Annotated in this window: 13 protein-coding genes; 7 read left to right on the forward strand and 6 right to left on the reverse strand. The window is 66.9% G+C overall.

Translation table 11 applies throughout. The annotated features are described in order from the left end of the window. Nucleotides 1-19: 19 nt before the first annotated feature. The 5 genes from L1081_RS05760 to L1081_RS05780 all read right to left on the reverse strand — a co-directional run bounded on the left by L1081_RS05760 (nucleotide 20) and on the right by L1081_RS05780 (nucleotide 4,304). On the reverse strand, nucleotides 20-391 hold the full coding sequence (locus L1081_RS05760) for a hypothetical protein (RefSeq protein ID WP_489415594.1): 372 nt from the start codon (nucleotides 389-391) through the stop codon (nucleotides 20-22). A 31-nt stretch (nucleotides 392-422) separates the two neighbouring features. Continuing rightward, a complete protein-coding gene (locus L1081_RS05765) occupies nucleotides 423-1,106 on the reverse strand; it encodes a hypothetical protein (RefSeq protein WP_489415595.1) in 684 nt (227 codons plus the stop codon). Nucleotides 1,107-1,125: 19 nt separating this feature from the next. Next, nucleotides 1,126-2,016: a quinoprotein dehydrogenase-associated putative ABC transporter substrate-binding protein gene (locus tag L1081_RS05770; protein ID WP_489415596.1), complete on the reverse strand. Its 891-nt coding sequence runs from the start codon at nucleotides 2,014-2,016 to the stop codon at nucleotides 1,126-1,128. Beyond that, nucleotides 2,013-2,417 (reverse strand): c-type cytochrome, encoded by a 405-nt coding sequence (locus tag L1081_RS05775; RefSeq protein ID WP_489415597.1) that lies wholly within the window; start codon nucleotides 2,415-2,417, stop codon nucleotides 2,013-2,015. Before L1081_RS05775 ends, L1081_RS05770 begins: the two co-directional genes overlap by 4 nt. 114 nt (nucleotides 2,418-2,531) lie before the next feature. Further along, complete coding sequence (locus L1081_RS05780; RefSeq protein ID WP_489416742.1) at nucleotides 2,532-4,304, reverse strand: methanol/ethanol family PQQ-dependent dehydrogenase; 1,773 nt, start codon at nucleotides 4,302-4,304, stop codon at nucleotides 2,532-2,534. Nucleotides 4,305-4,860: 556 nt separating this feature from the next. Between L1081_RS05780 and pedB the strand changes: the two genes are divergently transcribed. The 6 genes from pedB to L1081_RS05810 are packed head-to-tail and all read left to right on the forward strand — an operon-like array spanning nucleotide 4,861 to nucleotide 11,957. Beyond that, nucleotides 4,861-5,574, forward strand: a complete 714-nt coding sequence (gene pedB, locus L1081_RS05785) for a lanthanide ABC transporter ATP-binding protein PedB/LutE (RefSeq protein WP_489415598.1) — start codon at nucleotides 4,861-4,863, stop codon at nucleotides 5,572-5,574. 39 nt (nucleotides 5,575-5,613) lie between these two features. Continuing rightward, nucleotides 5,614-6,609 (forward strand): PQQ-dependent catabolism-associated beta-propeller protein, encoded by a 996-nt coding sequence (locus L1081_RS05790; protein WP_489415599.1) that lies wholly within the window; start codon nucleotides 5,614-5,616, stop codon nucleotides 6,607-6,609. After that, nucleotides 6,606-7,787 (forward strand): type 1 periplasmic-binding domain-containing protein, encoded by a 1,182-nt coding sequence (locus L1081_RS05795; RefSeq protein WP_489415600.1) that lies wholly within the window; start codon nucleotides 6,606-6,608, stop codon nucleotides 7,785-7,787. Before L1081_RS05790 ends, L1081_RS05795 begins: the two co-directional genes overlap by 4 nt. Beyond that, nucleotides 7,769-8,656 (forward strand): lanthanide ABC transporter permease protein PedC, encoded by an 888-nt coding sequence (pedC, locus tag L1081_RS05800; protein WP_489415601.1) that lies wholly within the window; start codon nucleotides 7,769-7,771, stop codon nucleotides 8,654-8,656. Before L1081_RS05795 ends, pedC begins: the two co-directional genes overlap by 19 nt. Continuing rightward, on the forward strand, nucleotides 8,653-9,648 hold the full coding sequence (locus L1081_RS05805; RefSeq protein ID WP_489415602.1) for a tripartite tricarboxylate transporter substrate-binding protein: 996 nt from the start codon (nucleotides 8,653-8,655) through the stop codon (nucleotides 9,646-9,648). Before pedC ends, L1081_RS05805 begins: the two co-directional genes overlap by 4 nt. Nucleotides 9,649-9,659: 11 nt before the next feature. Further along, the gene (locus L1081_RS05810; protein ID WP_489415603.1) at nucleotides 9,660-11,957 is read left to right on the forward strand and encodes a TonB-dependent receptor domain-containing protein; all 2,298 of its coding nucleotides are present in this window, start codon (nucleotides 9,660-9,662) and stop codon (nucleotides 11,955-11,957) included. Between the two features lie 18 nt (nucleotides 11,958-11,975). Here the strand turns inward: L1081_RS05810 and L1081_RS05815 are convergent, their stop codons facing one another. Beyond that, nucleotides 11,976-12,953: a LysR substrate-binding domain-containing protein gene (locus tag L1081_RS05815; protein ID WP_489415604.1), complete on the reverse strand. Its 978-nt coding sequence runs from the start codon at nucleotides 12,951-12,953 to the stop codon at nucleotides 11,976-11,978. 120 nt (nucleotides 12,954-13,073) lie between these two features. Between L1081_RS05815 and L1081_RS05820 the strand changes: the two genes are divergently transcribed. Then, complete coding sequence (locus tag L1081_RS05820) at nucleotides 13,074-14,540, forward strand: ribulose-bisphosphate carboxylase large subunit (protein WP_489415605.1); 1,467 nt, start codon at nucleotides 13,074-13,076, stop codon at nucleotides 14,538-14,540. The last annotated feature ends 29 nt before the right edge of the window (nucleotides 14,541-14,569 follow it).

A 14,569-nucleotide genomic window follows, 5' to 3' on the forward strand; every position in this document is an offset into this window, starting at 1 on the left:
GATCGGCCCGGGATGCGGCTCAGCGCGCGGTGGCAGGGCCGATGAAGCAGCCCTTGGTCACCTTGGCCTGGAGCGCCTTGTAGCGCTTGATATCGGCCTGCAGCTTTTCCGAGTCGCGGATGTAGCCGCCGCGCTCGCCGCCGATGGTGGTGGCCTTGGCGGCGGTGCTCAGCTGCACGTACTCGTCGTACCTGATTTCCCGGGCGAGCGAGTCGAGCGCGCACGAGCACTTGTTGGTCATCTCGAAGTTGCCTGCGTCCGGATGCGCGGCGATGCATTCCTGCACGTACAGCACGCGGTCCACCGTGGGAAAGTCGTTCGCGTGCGGCGCGCCATGCACGGCCATCGGAAGGCCCAGAAGACAAAAGAGAAGGCGGACTGTTTTTTTCATGGCGTTCGCTGGAATTTCGTGAAAGGCGGCGCTAGCGCGCCGGCGCCTTGGCCCCGTCGATCAGGAGTTCCTCGACGAGCAGGGGCTGGGCCGCGGCGCTGTCGCCCGGAATGGAGGTGCGGATGCCGTAGACGCCGCCCGGCACCGCGTCGGAGAGCGTGAAGCGGTAGCTCTTCTTCGCGAACCGTTCGTACTTCGGCCGGTTCGGATCGTCCAGGAAGGGGCTGAAGACGATTTCCTTGCCCTTGATGGCGCGGCCCTGGTAGCGCAGCGACACGTCGCGCACTTCGGCGCCCTGGTAGATCCCCATGCGGATGCGCTTGCGAAAGTGATACTCGGAGCCGCGCGTGAGGCGTTTCATCTCGCGCACGTCGTGCTCCAGGAAATAGAGGATCACGGGATTGCCCTCGGCGGCCGGCACGTCGGGCACCTGCAGCTTGCGTGCGCCGCTCAGGAACACGCCCTTGGCATCGCAGCAGCGGCCGTCGTCCTTGGTGCTCAGGGACACGGTCACGCTGTCGGCAAACGCTTCCTCGAAGCTGCCGGTCTTGCCGAAGGTGTAGCGCAGCAGCATGGGCGCCTGCAGGCCTTTCAGCTGCGGCGTCATGAACAGCAGGCGTTCGGCGGGCGAGAAGTCGCGCTTGTCGGGCTCGGCGTTCAGGGCCGGGGAAGACAAGAGCAGGACGCAGAGCGAAGCGGCGATGGCGAAGCGCATGGGAAAGAAGAACGGCAACTCAGTTGGTGGGAGCCCCGAACGATGCGTCGACCAGCGGAACGCCGAACTCCTTCAGGATGGCCTGGATCTCGGGCGCCTTGGACTCGATCAGCCCCTCGACCTGCTGCTTCCATTCGCGCTCGCCGTAGCGCACGCCCATCGCCATCTGGTAGTCGAGCCGCAGGCCTTTTTCGGACTTGAGCGGCACCACCACCAGGGCCGGATTCTTGACGCGCCGGGCGAAGAAGCCCGCGATCGGGCCCCAGACGACCACGGCATCGAGCTTGCCTTCGGCCAGGTCCTTCTCGACGATTTCGCCCGGATACTGCGCGGGGTCGGCGCTCATGAGCTTGTAGGGCACGCCCTGTTCGAGCAGGCCGTGCTTGTTGAGCCATTGCGAAGCCGGCGAGCGGTCGTAGATGCCGATGCGCAGCGATTTCAGCTTGGCCGGGTCGAGCTTGAGGAAGTCTTCCGCCGAGGCCACGTTGTCCATGCCCTTGCCCTTGGGAAAGACCAGCGCATAGGTCGAACGGTAGTAGGGCTTGGTGACCGAGACCTCGTCGAGCCCGACGGGCACGCCCATCACGATGTCGCAGGGGTAATCCTGCCCCGGCAGCTTGAAGCGCAGCGTGTTGCGGAAAAAGGCCAGCCGCTGCGGGAACGAGTAGTACGTGACCGGCAGGCCCAGCGCCTTGCCGAACAGTTCGGCAATGCGGTTCTCGATGCCCTCTCCCTTGGTGTTGGAGAAAGGCATGTTGTTGGGATCCTGGCAGACGCGCAGCGCCTTGCGCGGCGGCGTCTCCTGGGCCAGGGCCGGAACCAGCGCGCAGCAGCATGCCGCGCTGAGGAGGCCCGCCCGCAGGCGGGCGCCGAAGGAGAAGGGCCTGCCAGCGCGCGGCCGGGCGGTCATTTGTTTTCTTCCACGCGTGCGCGTGTGATGGCGCCGTCGGACCGGCCCTTGAGGTAGGCGTAGAGCTGGTTGATGTTGTCCATCACCGCGGGGTTGTTGCCGAAGCTCTGCATGCCCTTGTCCAGCCTGCCGTCGCGCACGACCTTGATGAATTCTTCCTTCTTCATCGTCTTGAGGCTGTTGATGAGGGACGGTCCCACCATGCCTTCCTGGTTGGGTCCGTGGCAGCGGTCGCACGCCGCGGAGCGCCAGGTGCGGAAACCCTTCATGGTTTCGGGGTCCACCTTGTATCCCTCTGTGACCTTGTAGGGCGCTGGGTCCGGCGCGGCGAAGGCCAGTGTGCAGGCCACGCCGGCGAGCAGAACGAGGGAAGGCAGCAACGTTGACTTACGAAATTTCATGGCTCCTGGGTCTCCGATATCTTTTGAAAGTGCGTGGGGGAGAGTCCTCGAGCGAGTGCTCTCCCGGTTCGCATGTTGCGTCTAACTATTCGATGACGCCTCGGTAGTAACGCCTCAGTTGGGCAGCGCGAAGACAGTCAGCGAGCCGCCGAGCTCGGTGTACTGGCTCAGTTCCTTGTAGCCGCCGACGGCGCCCAGGCCTTCGGTGCTCTTCTCGGGGTCGATGCCTGCAGCCATGCCGATGCCGGCCCAGCCGCCAATGCCCGAGAACACGCCGACGTACTGCTTGCCCTTGTGCTCATAGGTGAACACGTTGCCGATGATGCCGGACGGGGTCTTGAACTTGAACAGCTCCTTGTTGATGTCCTTGGCATCCACGCACTTGAGGTAGCCCTCCAGCGTGCCGTAGCAGGAGATCCCGCCGGCGGTGTTCAGCGAACCGCTCCACACCGAGAACTTCTCGGCCTTGGTCTGCACGATCTTGCCGGTGCCTGCGTCCCAGGTGATGAAGTTGCCCATGCCGCCATGGCTGCCCGGCGTGGGGTACATCGAGAGCGTGGCGCCCACGTACGGCTGGCCTGCCGTGTACTCGACCTTGAACGGCTCGTAGTCCATGCAGACGTGGTTCGTCGGCACGTAGAAGAGCTTGGTGTTGGGGTCGTAGGAGGCCGGTTGCTGGTCCTTGCTGCCCAGCGCCGCCGGGCAGATGCCCTTGGTGTTGACGTCGGCCCCGTTCTGTGCGGTCGAGTACTTGGCCACCACCTGCGGCCGGCCGGTCTTCATGTCGACGTGCGTGGCCCAGTTCACCTTGGGGTCGTACTTCTCGGCCACCAGCAGCGCACCGGTCACGCGGTCCAGCGTGTAGGCGAAGCCGTTGCGGTCGAAGTGAACCAGTGCCTTGGTCGGCTTGCCCTTGACGTTGATGTCCGCCAGGATCATTTCATTGATGCCGTCGAAGTCCCACTCGTCGAACGGCGTCATCTGGTAGACCCAGTTGACCTTGCCGGTGTCCACGTCGCGCGAGAAGATGCTCATCGACCACTTGTTGTCGCCGGGCCGCTGCGAGGGGTTCCAGGTCGACGGGTTGCCGGTGCCGTAGTACACGGAATTGGTCGCCTTGTCGTAGCTGTACCAGCCCCAGGTGGTGCCGCCGCCGATCTTCCACTGGTCGCCCTTCCAGGTCTTCAGCGAAGAGTCCTTGCCCACCGGCGCGAGCTTGCCGTCGGTCCAGGTCATGGTCTTGGCCGGGTCCATCAGCATTTCTTCGTCGGGGCCGGTGCTGAAGCCCTTCCACGCCAGCTTGCCGTCCTTGATGTTGTAGGCCGCAAGGAAGCCGCGCACGCCGAATTCGCCGCCGCTGATGCCGGTGATGACCTTGTCCTTGAAGACGTGGGGTGCGTTGGTGTTGGTGGCTCCGACCTTCGGGTCGCCGTTCTTCACCGTCCACACCACCTTGCCGGTCTTGCTGTCGAGCGCCACCAGGGTGGTGTCGGCCTGTTGCAGGAAGATCTTTCCTTCCGCATAGGCGAGCCCGCGGTTCACCGTGTCGCAGCACATGACCGCGATCACCGACTGGTCCTGCTTGGGTTCGTACTTCCACAGGATCTTCTGGGTTTCCACGTCGAGCGCGAACACCTTGTTCGGAAACGGCGAGTGCAGGTACATGACGCCGTCGACCACCAGGGGCGAACCCTCGTGGCCGCGCAGGACGCCGGTGGAGAAGGTCCACGCGACCTGCATCTTGCCCACGTTGCTCTTGGTGATCTGATTCAACTTGCTGTATCGCTGGTTGAACATATCGCCCGCTTGCGTGGCCCAGTTCTTCGAGTTGGCGATGTTTTTCTCGACGTCGGCATTGGCTAGCGCCAAGGCCGGAAGAGCCAACATCGCGACGCCGATATGCCGTACGAGACGGCCGGCGATCTGCCTGGAAAACTTCATAGATGTCTCCTCACATTTCAGTGGGTTTTGAACATGGTCATGGCGGCAGCCTGCGGATCTTTCGATCACCTTGGCGAATGCTGCGGTCCGCAACATCCATGCCTGCCAGTTCCAGCGCGGAGCAGTTCGAAGTCCCATGCGCGCTCCATGCGAGGACACGTGGCGCCACTCGGGAGAGGCGTGCACGAGGCGGCGTGCCGCGACGCGATCCGAACCTAGGGAAATCCCGAGCGTGCGATGCGCTGTCCGGCGCTGCGCGCCACCCATTGCCGTGGCCCTGCATCGTGTGCGCATCAAATTTGACGCAAAGTGTCTCGTGCGAAGTCACGGATGTCGAGCGGCCAGGGCTTGCCCCGCGCTGCAGCGGCTCTTGCGCGGGCAAATGAGTAGGGACTCATCACAGTGAAAACCCTCGACCGCCAGAGGCACGGAATTTGCGGATCGAAGGCAAACGGCAAATACCATTGAGACACCCCAAGCCCGGCAGACCCCATCGTCCTACATGCTGCGAACCATCGACCTAACCAAGCGCTATGGCACGCGCACGGCGCTGCAGTCGTTGTCGCTGCATCTGCCCGCGGGCCAGTTCGTGGCACTGCTCGGACCCAACGGCGCGGGCAAGTCGACGCTGTTCCAGGTGCTCACGGGCATGTTCGCGGCCGACGAAGGCGAGGTCGAAGTGGCCGGCCATTCGCTGCGCCGCTCGGCGACCGCGGCGCTGCGGCACATCGGCGTCGTGTTCCAGCAGATGTCGCTCGACCTGGACCTGAGCATCCGGCGCAACCTGCTGTTCCAGGCCGACCTGCATGGCCTGCCGCGGCGGCTCGCGGCCGCGCGCATTGCGTCGGCCTGCGAGCGCTTGAACATCGATGCCGACCTCGACCGCAAGGTGCGCGAGCTCTCGGGCGGCAACCGCCGCAAGGTCGAACTGGCGCGCGCGGGACTGCACCGGCCGGCCGTGCTGCTGATGGACGAGGCCACCGTCGGCCTCGACCCCAGATCGCGCCAGGACCTGCTGGCCGCCCTGCATGCCGACGTGCGCGAGCGCGGCGTGTGCGTGCTGTGGGCCACGCACCGGGTCGAGGAGGCCGAAGAGGCCGACCGCGTGCTGGTACTGCACAAGGGATCGCTGCTGGCCGATGGCACGCCGGCCGATGTGGGCCGCCAGCTCGGCGGCGCCAGCCTGGAGGCCGGCTTCATCGCCCGCACCGCTTGATACGTGACGAATCCGAACCAACAAGAATGGAGACATCGCATGCCGCAACCTTCTTTCCTCGCGCCTGGCGCGCTGGTCCGCGCCGCTGCTGGCGCCTTTGTGCTCGCCGCTGCCAGCGGCGGCGTGCTGGCGCAGGGCACCGCCTATGTCTCGAGCGAGAAGGACAACGCGCTGACGATGATCGACCTTGCCACGCTGGCGGTGAAGGGAACGATCCCGACCTGCAAGCGCGCGCGCCACATCCAGCTGACCCCTGAGCGCCAGATCATGGTGGCCTGCACCGACTCCAACCAGGCCGACCTGATCGACCCCGCGAGCGGCAAGTCGGTGCGGCGCATCGCGCTGGGCGACGAGCCCGAGGCCTTCGACCTGTCGCCGGACGGCAAGGTCATCTACGTCTCCAACGAGGATGCCGGCGAGGCCAGCTTCATCGACACGGCCAGCGGCAAGAAGCTGCGCTCGGTCAAGGTGGGCGCGGAGCCGGAGGGCGTCAAGGTCAGCGCCGACGGCAAGACGCTGTACGTCACGTCGGAGGTGGCGAGCCTCGTGCATGTGATCGACACGGCCACCGGCAAGGTCGTGAAGAACATCAAGGCGGGCAAGCGCCCGCGCCGCATGGCCATCACGCCGGACGGCAAGGAGCTGTGGATCACCAACGAACTGGGCGCGAGCGTCAGCATCGTCTCCACCGCCACCCACGAGGTGATCGACACGCTGAAGTTCGAGGTGAAGGGCGCGCGCGCGGAGGACATCACGCCCGTGGGCATCCAGATGACGAGCGACGGCAAGCGGGCCTTCGTGGGCCTTGGCCGCGCCAACCACGTGGCCTTCATCGAAGTGGCGAACCGCAAGGTCGGCTCGCTGGTGCTGGTCGGCAAGCGGGCCTGGAACGTCACGCTCGACAAGGCGCAGGCGCGGCTCTACGTGGTCAACGGCTTGAGCGACGACGTGACGGTGGTCGACGTGGCCGGCGCCAAGGCCATCAAGAGTGTTCCGGTAGGGCGCGTGCCCTATGGGCTCGTGATCGTCGAATGAGGATGCGCGCAACGGCTTCATGGTTTGCGGGCGCGTGGTTGATGGCCGTGGCGCTCGTGGCGCCGGTGGCGGCGGGCGCGGCCGTGCTCAAGGCCACGCTGATCACGCCGGACGACGATCCGCGCCTGGAGCGCTCCCGCCTGGAGCGTTCCTATCTGGGACACCCGGGCGGCCCGCTCTCCGAAGGGCTCGAGGTCGCGCTCGAGGAGGCGAAGTTCGAACTGGAAGCAGCTGGCGCCGAAGTGGCGCTGGCCGTCGCGCCGGCTGCGTCCGTCGAGGCCGCGCGCGCCGCCGCGGTGGCAGCCGAGAAGAACGGCGCGGCGGTGCTGCTGACCGATCTGCCCGCCGCATGGACGCTGGCGGTGGCCGATGCCGTGAAGCTGCCGGTGCTGAACCTGAGCGACGCCTCCGACCGGCTGCGCCAGCAGGATTGCCGCGCCCGCATGTTCCACCTGGCTCCCAGCGAGCGCATGCGCAGTGATGCGCTGGCGCAGACGCTGGTGTCGCGCAAATGGAGCAAGCTGCTCCTGCTGGTGGGCGGCAGCCCGCAGGACGCATTGCGCGCGGCCACCGCGCAGGCGTCGATCAAGCGCTACGGCCTGCAGGTGGTGGCCAGCAAGCCGTTCAAGCTCTCGGCCGACCCGCGCGAGCGCGACCTGGCCAACCCGCTGCTGCTCACGGCCGGCAACAGCTACGACGCCGTGTGGGTGGTCGACAGCGACGGCGAATTCGCCCGCACGCTGCCCTACCGCACCGTGCTGCCGCGGCCGGTGGTGGGCGACGGCGGGCTGGTGGCGCTGGCCTGGCATGCGCAGTTCGAGCGCTACGGCGCGCCGCAGGTCTCGCGCCGTTTCGCCAAGGCCGCGAAACGCCCGATGACCGCGCAGGACTGGGCCGCATGGATGGCCGGCAAGGCCCTGGCGGCCGTGGCCATTGCCGCGCCCAAGGGGCCGAACGCGGCCTGGGCCCAGGCCATCGGCAAGAGCACGCTCGACGGCTCCAAGGGCACCACCCTGAGCTTCCGCGCCTGGGACGGCCAGCTGCGCCAGCCCATGCTTCTGACCGACGGGCAGGGCGTGATCGCGCAGGCGCCGGCCGAAGGCGTGCTGCATGCGCGCAACGTGCTCGACACGCTGGGTGCCGATGCACCGGAGAAGCTATGTCCGAACGCGCGCTAGAAACGCAAAAGCCCGCGGGCGAACAGGCCGAACCGCTGGCGCGTCGCGGGCTGGGCCATGCGCTGCAGGCGATGCGCGCCATCATGCTGCGCGAGCTCTACAAGTTCTCGCAGCAGACCGGCCGGCTGGTGTCGGCACTGGTGCGGCCGCTCCTGTGGCTGGCCGTGTTCGCGGCCGGCTTTCGCAATGTGTTCGGCGTGGCGATCGTCGAGCCCTACGACACCTACATCCCATACGACGTCTACATCGTGCCGGGGCTGGTCGGCATGGTGCTGCTGTTCAACGGCATGCAGTCGTCGCTGGCCATGGTCTACGACCGCGAGATGGGCCTGATGCGCCTCTTGCTCACCGCGCCGCTGCCGCGGCCCTGGCTGCTGTTCTCCAAGCTCTGCGCCACCGCGCTGCTGTCGGTGCTGCAGGCGCTGGTGTTCGTGGTGGTGGCGGCGCTGATCGGCACCGAGCTGCCGCTGCTGTCGCTTTCCGGCCTGCATGCACTGGTGGCGCTGTCGGCCGGCGCGCTCATGCTGGGCGCGCTCGGGCTGCTGCTGTCGGTGCACATCAAGCAGTTGGAGAACTTCGCGGGCACGATGAACTTCGTCATCTTTCCGATGTACTTCCTGTCGACCGCGCTCTATCCGCTGTGGAAGCTGCAGGAGTCGGGCGCCGAATGGGTGTACCAGCTGGCGCGCTTCAATCCCTTCACCTACGCGGTGGAGTGGATCCGCTTTGCGCTCTACGGCAAGGACCCGGGCCTGGCGCCCTATGTGGTGCTGGGCTGCCTGGTCGTTTTCTTCGGGCTGGCCTGCTGGGGCTACGACCCGCAGCGCGGCTTCGGCGGCCTGACCAAGCGCGGCGGAGGCGGGCCATGAATGGGCGGGGCGCTGCCACCCGGCGCCGTTGGCTGCAGGAAGCGGCCGCGCTGGTGGCGGGTGCGTTGCCGCTGGGGCGTGCGGCCGCGTCGACCGAACCCTTTCCCTCGCGGCCCGTCACGCTGTGGGTACCTTGGCCCGCGGGCGGCGCCACTGACATCTCGCTGCGGATCCTGGCCGAATTGGCCTCGGTGTCGCTCGGGCAGCCGGTGCTGACCGAAAACCGCGGCGGCGCCGGCGGCACGCTGGCCATGCCGGTGCTGCAGCAGGCGCGGCCCGACGGCTACACCATCGCCCAGATGCCGCAGCCGGTGTTCCGCGCGCCGCACACGCAGAAGGTGCTGTGGGACCCGATCCGCGACGTGACGCCGATCATCCAGGTGTCCAGCGTCACCTTCGGCATGCTGGTCGCGGCCGGCAGCTCCGTGCGGTCGCTTGAAGACATGTTCGCATTCGCGCGGGCTCGGCCCGGCGAGCTGACCATTGCGACCAACGGCATCGGCACCACGCCGCACATGGTGCTGGAAGAGCTGTTCACGGCGCGCGGCCTGCGCTACATCCACGTGCCGTACAAGGGCACGGCCGAGCAGCTCAACGCGATTGCGGGCGGGCAGGTGATGGCCGGCGTCAATTCCACCGGCTTCGGGCCCGCGGTCGATGCGGGCACGCTGCGGCTGCTGGCGATCTTCTCCGGCGAGCGTTCGAAGCGCTGGCCCCAGGTGCCCGTGCTGCGCGAGCTCGGCTTCGACATCGTGGCCAAGTCGCCCTACGGGCTGGCCGGTCCGCGCGGCCTGTCGCGCGGCGTGGTGACGGTGCTGCACGACGCTTTCAAAAAGGCCATGTTCGACCAGCGCTTCAAGGACGAACTCGCCAAGTACGACCAGGAGGTCGACTACCTCGGGCCGGAGGCCTATGCGCAGTCGTGCCGCGAAATCTTCGCGCAGGAGCGCGCCATCGTCGAAAAGCTGGGCCTCACGCGCACCGGCACTTGAGGGGGAACACTATGAGCCGACCGAAATCGCCCACTACCCGCCGGCTGATCGGCCTTGCCGTGGCCGCCGCTGCCTGCCCGATGCCCGGACAGGCGCAAGAGGCCATCGCGGCCCGGGCGGGCAGCCTGCCGGCCGTCGAGGTGGTCGGCACCACGCCCGTGCCGGGCATCGAGGTGCCGAAGGACCAGATCCCGTCCAACGTGCAGACCGCCGACGGCCAGCACCTGCGCCGCGCGCAGAGCCTGAACCTGCCGGACTTCATGGCCACGCAGCTGCCCAGCGTCAACGTGAACGAGATCCAGGGCAATCCGTTCCAGGTCGACGTGAACTACCGCGGCTTCACCGCGAGCCCGGTGCTGGGCACGCCGCAGGGCCTGTCGGTGTACCAGGACGGCGTGCGCATCAACGAGCCCTTCGGCGACGTGGTGAATTGGGACCTGGTCCCGAAGGCCGCCATCTCGAGCATCACGCTGCTGCCGGGCTCCAACCCGCTGTTTGGCCTCAACACGCTCGGCGGTGCGCTGTCGCTGCAGACCAAGCGGGGCGACACGCATCCCGGCACCGGGCTGGAGCTGCAGGCCGGGTCCTTCGGCCGCGTGAGCACCGAGCTCACGCATGGCCGCAAGCTGGCCGAAGGCGGTCACCTGTTCCTCGCGCTCGGCGGCCTCAACGAGGACGGCTGGCGCAACTTCTCGCCCTCGCGCGTGCGCCAGCTGTTCGCCAAGGTCGGGCAGGACAGCGGAAAACTCTCCTGGGACCTGAGCTTCACCCATGGCGACAACCGGATGATCGGCAACGGCCTGCTGCCCGAATCGATGCTGATGCAGAACCGCAAGCAGGTGTACACGCGCCCGGACCGCACCGATAACCGCATGTCGATGCTTACGCTCAATGCCAGCTACCGCCTGAGCGACGTGCAGACGATCTCCATGACGGCCTACACGCGGCGTTCGCGCTACAGCACGCTCAACGGCGATCTCAACGACGATTTCGAGCCGCCTGAAGTGGAAGCCACAGGCGTGGAGAACCGCACCTACACGCGCCAGCATGGCGAAGGCGTCGCGCTGCAGTCCACCTACACCGCGGGCATTCACCAGCTGACCTTCGGTGCCTCGCTGGACCGTGCGCGCACGCACTTCCGGCAGACCGAGTCCGAAGGCTTGCTCGATAGCACGCGCGCGGTGGTGCCGCAGGAAGAGGCCGAAGTCGACGCGCTGCTCGCGGGCAAGAGCCGCACCGCGAGCATCTATTTTTCCGACCTGGTGAGCCTGCGGCCGAACCTGCAGCTGAGTCTCTCGGGCCGCTACAACGACACCCGCGTGAGCACCCGCGACGATGGGCGCGCCTTGCTCGGGCTTTCCACGCAGCTCGATGGCGAAGGCCATTACAAGAAGTTCAATCCCGCCATCGGGCTCACCTGGCAGGCGACGCCGCGGCTCACGGCCTATGCGGGCTGGAGCCAGGGCAGCCGAGCGCCGAGCCCCATCGAGCTGGGCTGCTCCGATCCGGCCAACGCCTGCGTGCTGCCGAACGCGCTGCAGTCCGATCCGCCGCTCAAGCAGGTGGTGTCGCAGACGCTCGAAACCGGACTGCGCGGCACGCTCGAGTCCGGCATGCGGTGGAATGCCTCGGTGTTCCGCACCGTCAACAAGGACGACCTGTTGTTCGTCAGCAGCGGGCTCTCGCGCGGCTACTTCAGCAACTTCGGGCGCACTTTGCGCCAGGGCGTGGAGCTCGGCCTTTCGCAGCAGACCGACCGTGTCGACTGGTCGCTGTCGTACAGCTACCTGCGCGCGAGATACGACTCGCCGGCCTGCCTGGTGGCCGAAGCGAACAGCAGCGCCGAAACCAGCCCCGCCTGCACGGGCGAGGGCGAGATTGCGGTGCGCCGCGGCGACCGCCTGCCAGGGCTGCCGGCGCATTCGCTCAAGCTCAACGTCGACTGGCGCGTGACGCCCGACTGGACCCTGGGTGCCCAGTACCGCGTGTACTCGAAGCAGACGGTGCGCGGCAACGAGAACGGCCTGCACGCGCCCGACGGGGCCGACTTCAGTGGCAGCGGCCGCATCGGCGGCTACGCGCTGCTCGATCTCACGACGCGCTGGAAGCTCGGGCCCAACGTGGAGCTTTTTGCCAAGGTGGCGAACGTCTTCAACCGCCGCTACGCCAGCGCGGGCCAGTTGGGCCGCAACGGCTTCGATGCGAGCGGCGTGGTGGCGGCGCCCGAAGCATGGCGCAATGCGCAGTTCGTGGCGCCCGGTGCGCCGCGGGCCGTGTGGATCGGCATGCGGGTGCAGCTGGGCGTTTGAACCAGCGCGCCGGAAGGCTCAGGCCGCGCGCCGCGCGCTGCGTTTCTTTGTAGCGGCCCGCAGCGCCGGCAGCGTGCCGAGCTGCTGCTGGATCTGCGCCTGGCCATGCGTGCGCAAATACTCCTCGAACGCCAGCGCCACCTGCGGCAGTTGCCGCGAGGCCAGGTGCATCACGTACCAGTCGCGCACCACGGGATTGCCCGGCACCGGCAGCACGCCCAGCAGGCCCGCATTCATCTCGAGCACGCAGGTGTGCATCGACAAGAACGCAATGCCGAAGCCCGCGGCGCACATTTGCTTGATGGCCTCGTTGCTCGACAGCTCGGAGCCGATGCGTAGCGGCAGCCCGTGGTCCTTGAAGAAGCGTTCGACCGTGGTGCGCGTGCCCGAGCCGCGCTCGCGCACCAGCATGCGCGTGTCCGAGAGCAGGGCGATGCTCGGCTTGGCCGCGGACATCAGCGGATGCGACGGCGCCGCGAGAAAGGCCATCGGGTGCTTGGCGAAGGCGCTGGAGTCGGTCTTCAGCTCCGCGGGCGGGCGGCCCATGATGGCGATGTCGATCTCCTGGCCCGCGAGCATGCGCACGATCTCGTCGCGGTTCCCGACCTGCAGCTTGACCTTCACCTTCGGATGTTCCTTGGCGAAGTTCACCAGGATGGGCGGCAGCAGGTACTCGGCCGTGGTGATGGCGCCCACGCGCAAGGTGCCCGAGAACACGCCCTGCAGCATGGCCATTTCGTCGCCGGCCTCGCGCCACAGGTCGAGGATGCGGCCGGCATAGCCCGCCAGCAACTCGCCCGCCTCGGTCAGCCGGATGCCGCGGCCCGTGCGCTGCAAGAGCGGCGTACCGGCCGACTCCTCGAGTGTGCCGATCTGTATCGACACCGCGGGTTGCGTCAGGTGCATTTCATCTGCAGCAAGTGAAACGCTGCCGAGCCGCGCCACGGCGTGGAAGGTGGCGAGCTGGCGAAAGCTCGCATGCTTGGAAAGAGGCATTTGAAGATATTAGGTTTCGCAAATGTGAATGTCAAAAGATTTAATTTTTCTTTATCTTTTACGCGGCCTACATTCACTTCACCAGACAGCACCAAACCCCTTCTTTTCGAGAGGCACTCCATGGGCAACATGAACGAAGCAATCCAGATCACCGACGCCAAGAAGCGCTACTCGGCCGGTGTGCTGAAGTACGCGCAGATGGGCTACTGGGACGGCGACTACGTGCCCAAGGACACCGACATCCTCGCGCTCTTCCGCATCACGCCGCAGGAAGGCGTGGACGCCATCGAGGCCGCCGCTGCGGTGGCGGGCGAATCGTCCACCGCCACCTGGACCGTGGTGTGGACCGACCGCCTCACCGCCTGCGACATGTACCGCGCCAAGGCCTACAAGGTCGAGCCGGTGCCCAACAACCCGGGCCAGTACTTCTGCTATGTGGCCTACGACCTCTCGCTGTTCGAGGAAGGCTCCATCACCAACGTGACGGCTTCCATCATCGGCAACGTCTTCAGCTTCAAGCCGCTGAAGGCCGCGCGGCTGGAGGACATGAAGTTCCCGGTGGCCTACGTCAAGACCTTCCCCGGCCCGCCGACCGGCATCGTGGTGGAGCGCGAGCGGCTCGACAAGTTCGGCCGGCCCCTGCTGGGCGCGACCACCAAGCCGAAGCTCGGGCTCTCGGGCCGCAACTACGGCCGCGTGGTGTACGAAGGCCTGCGCGGCGGGCTCGACTTCATGAAGGACGACGAGAACATCAACTCGCAGCCCTTCATGCACTGGCGCGACCGCTTCCTGTTCGTGATGGACGCGGTGAACAAGGCCAGCGCCGCCACCGGCGAGGTCAAGGGCAGCTACCTGAACGTCACGGCCGGCACCATGGAAGAGATGTACCGCCGCGCGCAGTTCGCCAAGGAGCTGGGTTCGGTGATCGTGATGATCGACCTGGTCGTCGGCTACACGGCCATCCAGTCGATGAGCCACTGGTGCCGCCAGAACGACATGATCCTGCACCTGCACCGCGCGGGCCACGGCACCTACACGCGCCAGAAGAACCACGGCGTGAGCTTCCGCGTCATCGCCAAGTGGATGCGCCTGGCGGGCGTGGACCACATCCATGCGGGCACGGCCGTGGGCAAGCTCGAGGGCGACCCAATGACGGTGCAGGGCTACTACAACGTCTGCCGCGACACGCGCACCTTGGTGGACCTGCCGCGCGGCATCTACTTCGACCAGGACTGGGGCGCGCTGCGCAAGGTGATGCCGGTGGCCTCGGGCGGCATCCATGCCGGACAGATGCATCAGCTGCTCGACCTGTTCGGCGACGACGTGGTGCTGCAGTTCGGCGGCGGCACCATCGGCCATCCGCAGGGCATCCAGGCCGGGGCCACCGCCAACCGCGTGGCGCTCGAAGCCATGGTGCTGGCGCGCAACGAGGGCCGCGACATCGCCAACGAGGGGCCGCAGATCCTGCGCGACGCGGCCAAGTGGTGCACGCCGCTGGCGGCCGCGCTCGACACCTGGGGCGAGATCTCATTCAACTATGCCTCCACCGATACCTCGGACTACGTGCCGACGCCGTCGGTGGCCTGAACCCGTCTTCCAGTTCCAGGAGCAACAGA

It is taken from the genome of Variovorax sp. MSC1_012, assembly GCF_023667525.1.
Classification (GTDB): domain Bacteria; phylum Pseudomonadota; class Gammaproteobacteria; order Burkholderiales; family Burkholderiaceae_C; genus Variovorax; species Variovorax beijingensis_B.

Excerpts from the sequence above, each read along its gene's own strand:
- L1081_RS05760 (WP_489415594.1), bottom strand. The coding sequence starts at position 391 with ATGAAAAAAACAGTCCGCCTTCTCTTTTGTCTTCTGGGCCTTCCGATG.
- L1081_RS05765 (WP_489415595.1), bottom strand. The coding sequence starts at position 1,106 with ATGCGCTTCGCCATCGCCGCTTCGCTCTGCGTCCTGCTCTTGTCTTCC.
- L1081_RS05770 (WP_489415596.1), bottom strand. The coding sequence starts at position 2,016 with ATGACCGCCCGGCCGCGCGCTGGCAGGCCCTTCTCCTTCGGCGCCCGC.
- L1081_RS05775 (WP_489415597.1), bottom strand. The coding sequence starts at position 2,417 with ATGAAATTTCGTAAGTCAACGTTGCTGCCTTCCCTCGTTCTGCTCGCC.
- L1081_RS05780 (WP_489416742.1), bottom strand. The coding sequence starts at position 4,304 with ATGTTGGCTCTTCCGGCCTTGGCGCTAGCCAATGCCGACGTCGAGAAA.
- pedB (WP_489415598.1), top strand. The coding sequence starts at position 4,861 with ATGCTGCGAACCATCGACCTAACCAAGCGCTATGGCACGCGCACGGCG.
- L1081_RS05790 (WP_489415599.1), top strand. The coding sequence starts at position 5,614 with ATGCCGCAACCTTCTTTCCTCGCGCCTGGCGCGCTGGTCCGCGCCGCT.
- L1081_RS05795 (WP_489415600.1), top strand. The coding sequence starts at position 6,606 with ATGAGGATGCGCGCAACGGCTTCATGGTTTGCGGGCGCGTGGTTGATG.
- pedC (WP_489415601.1), top strand. The coding sequence starts at position 7,769 with ATGTCCGAACGCGCGCTAGAAACGCAAAAGCCCGCGGGCGAACAGGCC.
- L1081_RS05805 (WP_489415602.1), top strand. The coding sequence starts at position 8,653 with ATGAATGGGCGGGGCGCTGCCACCCGGCGCCGTTGGCTGCAGGAAGCG.
- L1081_RS05810 (WP_489415603.1), top strand. The coding sequence starts at position 9,660 with ATGAGCCGACCGAAATCGCCCACTACCCGCCGGCTGATCGGCCTTGCC.
- L1081_RS05815 (WP_489415604.1), bottom strand. The coding sequence starts at position 12,953 with ATGCCTCTTTCCAAGCATGCGAGCTTTCGCCAGCTCGCCACCTTCCAC.
- L1081_RS05820 (WP_489415605.1), top strand. The coding sequence starts at position 13,074 with ATGGGCAACATGAACGAAGCAATCCAGATCACCGACGCCAAGAAGCGC.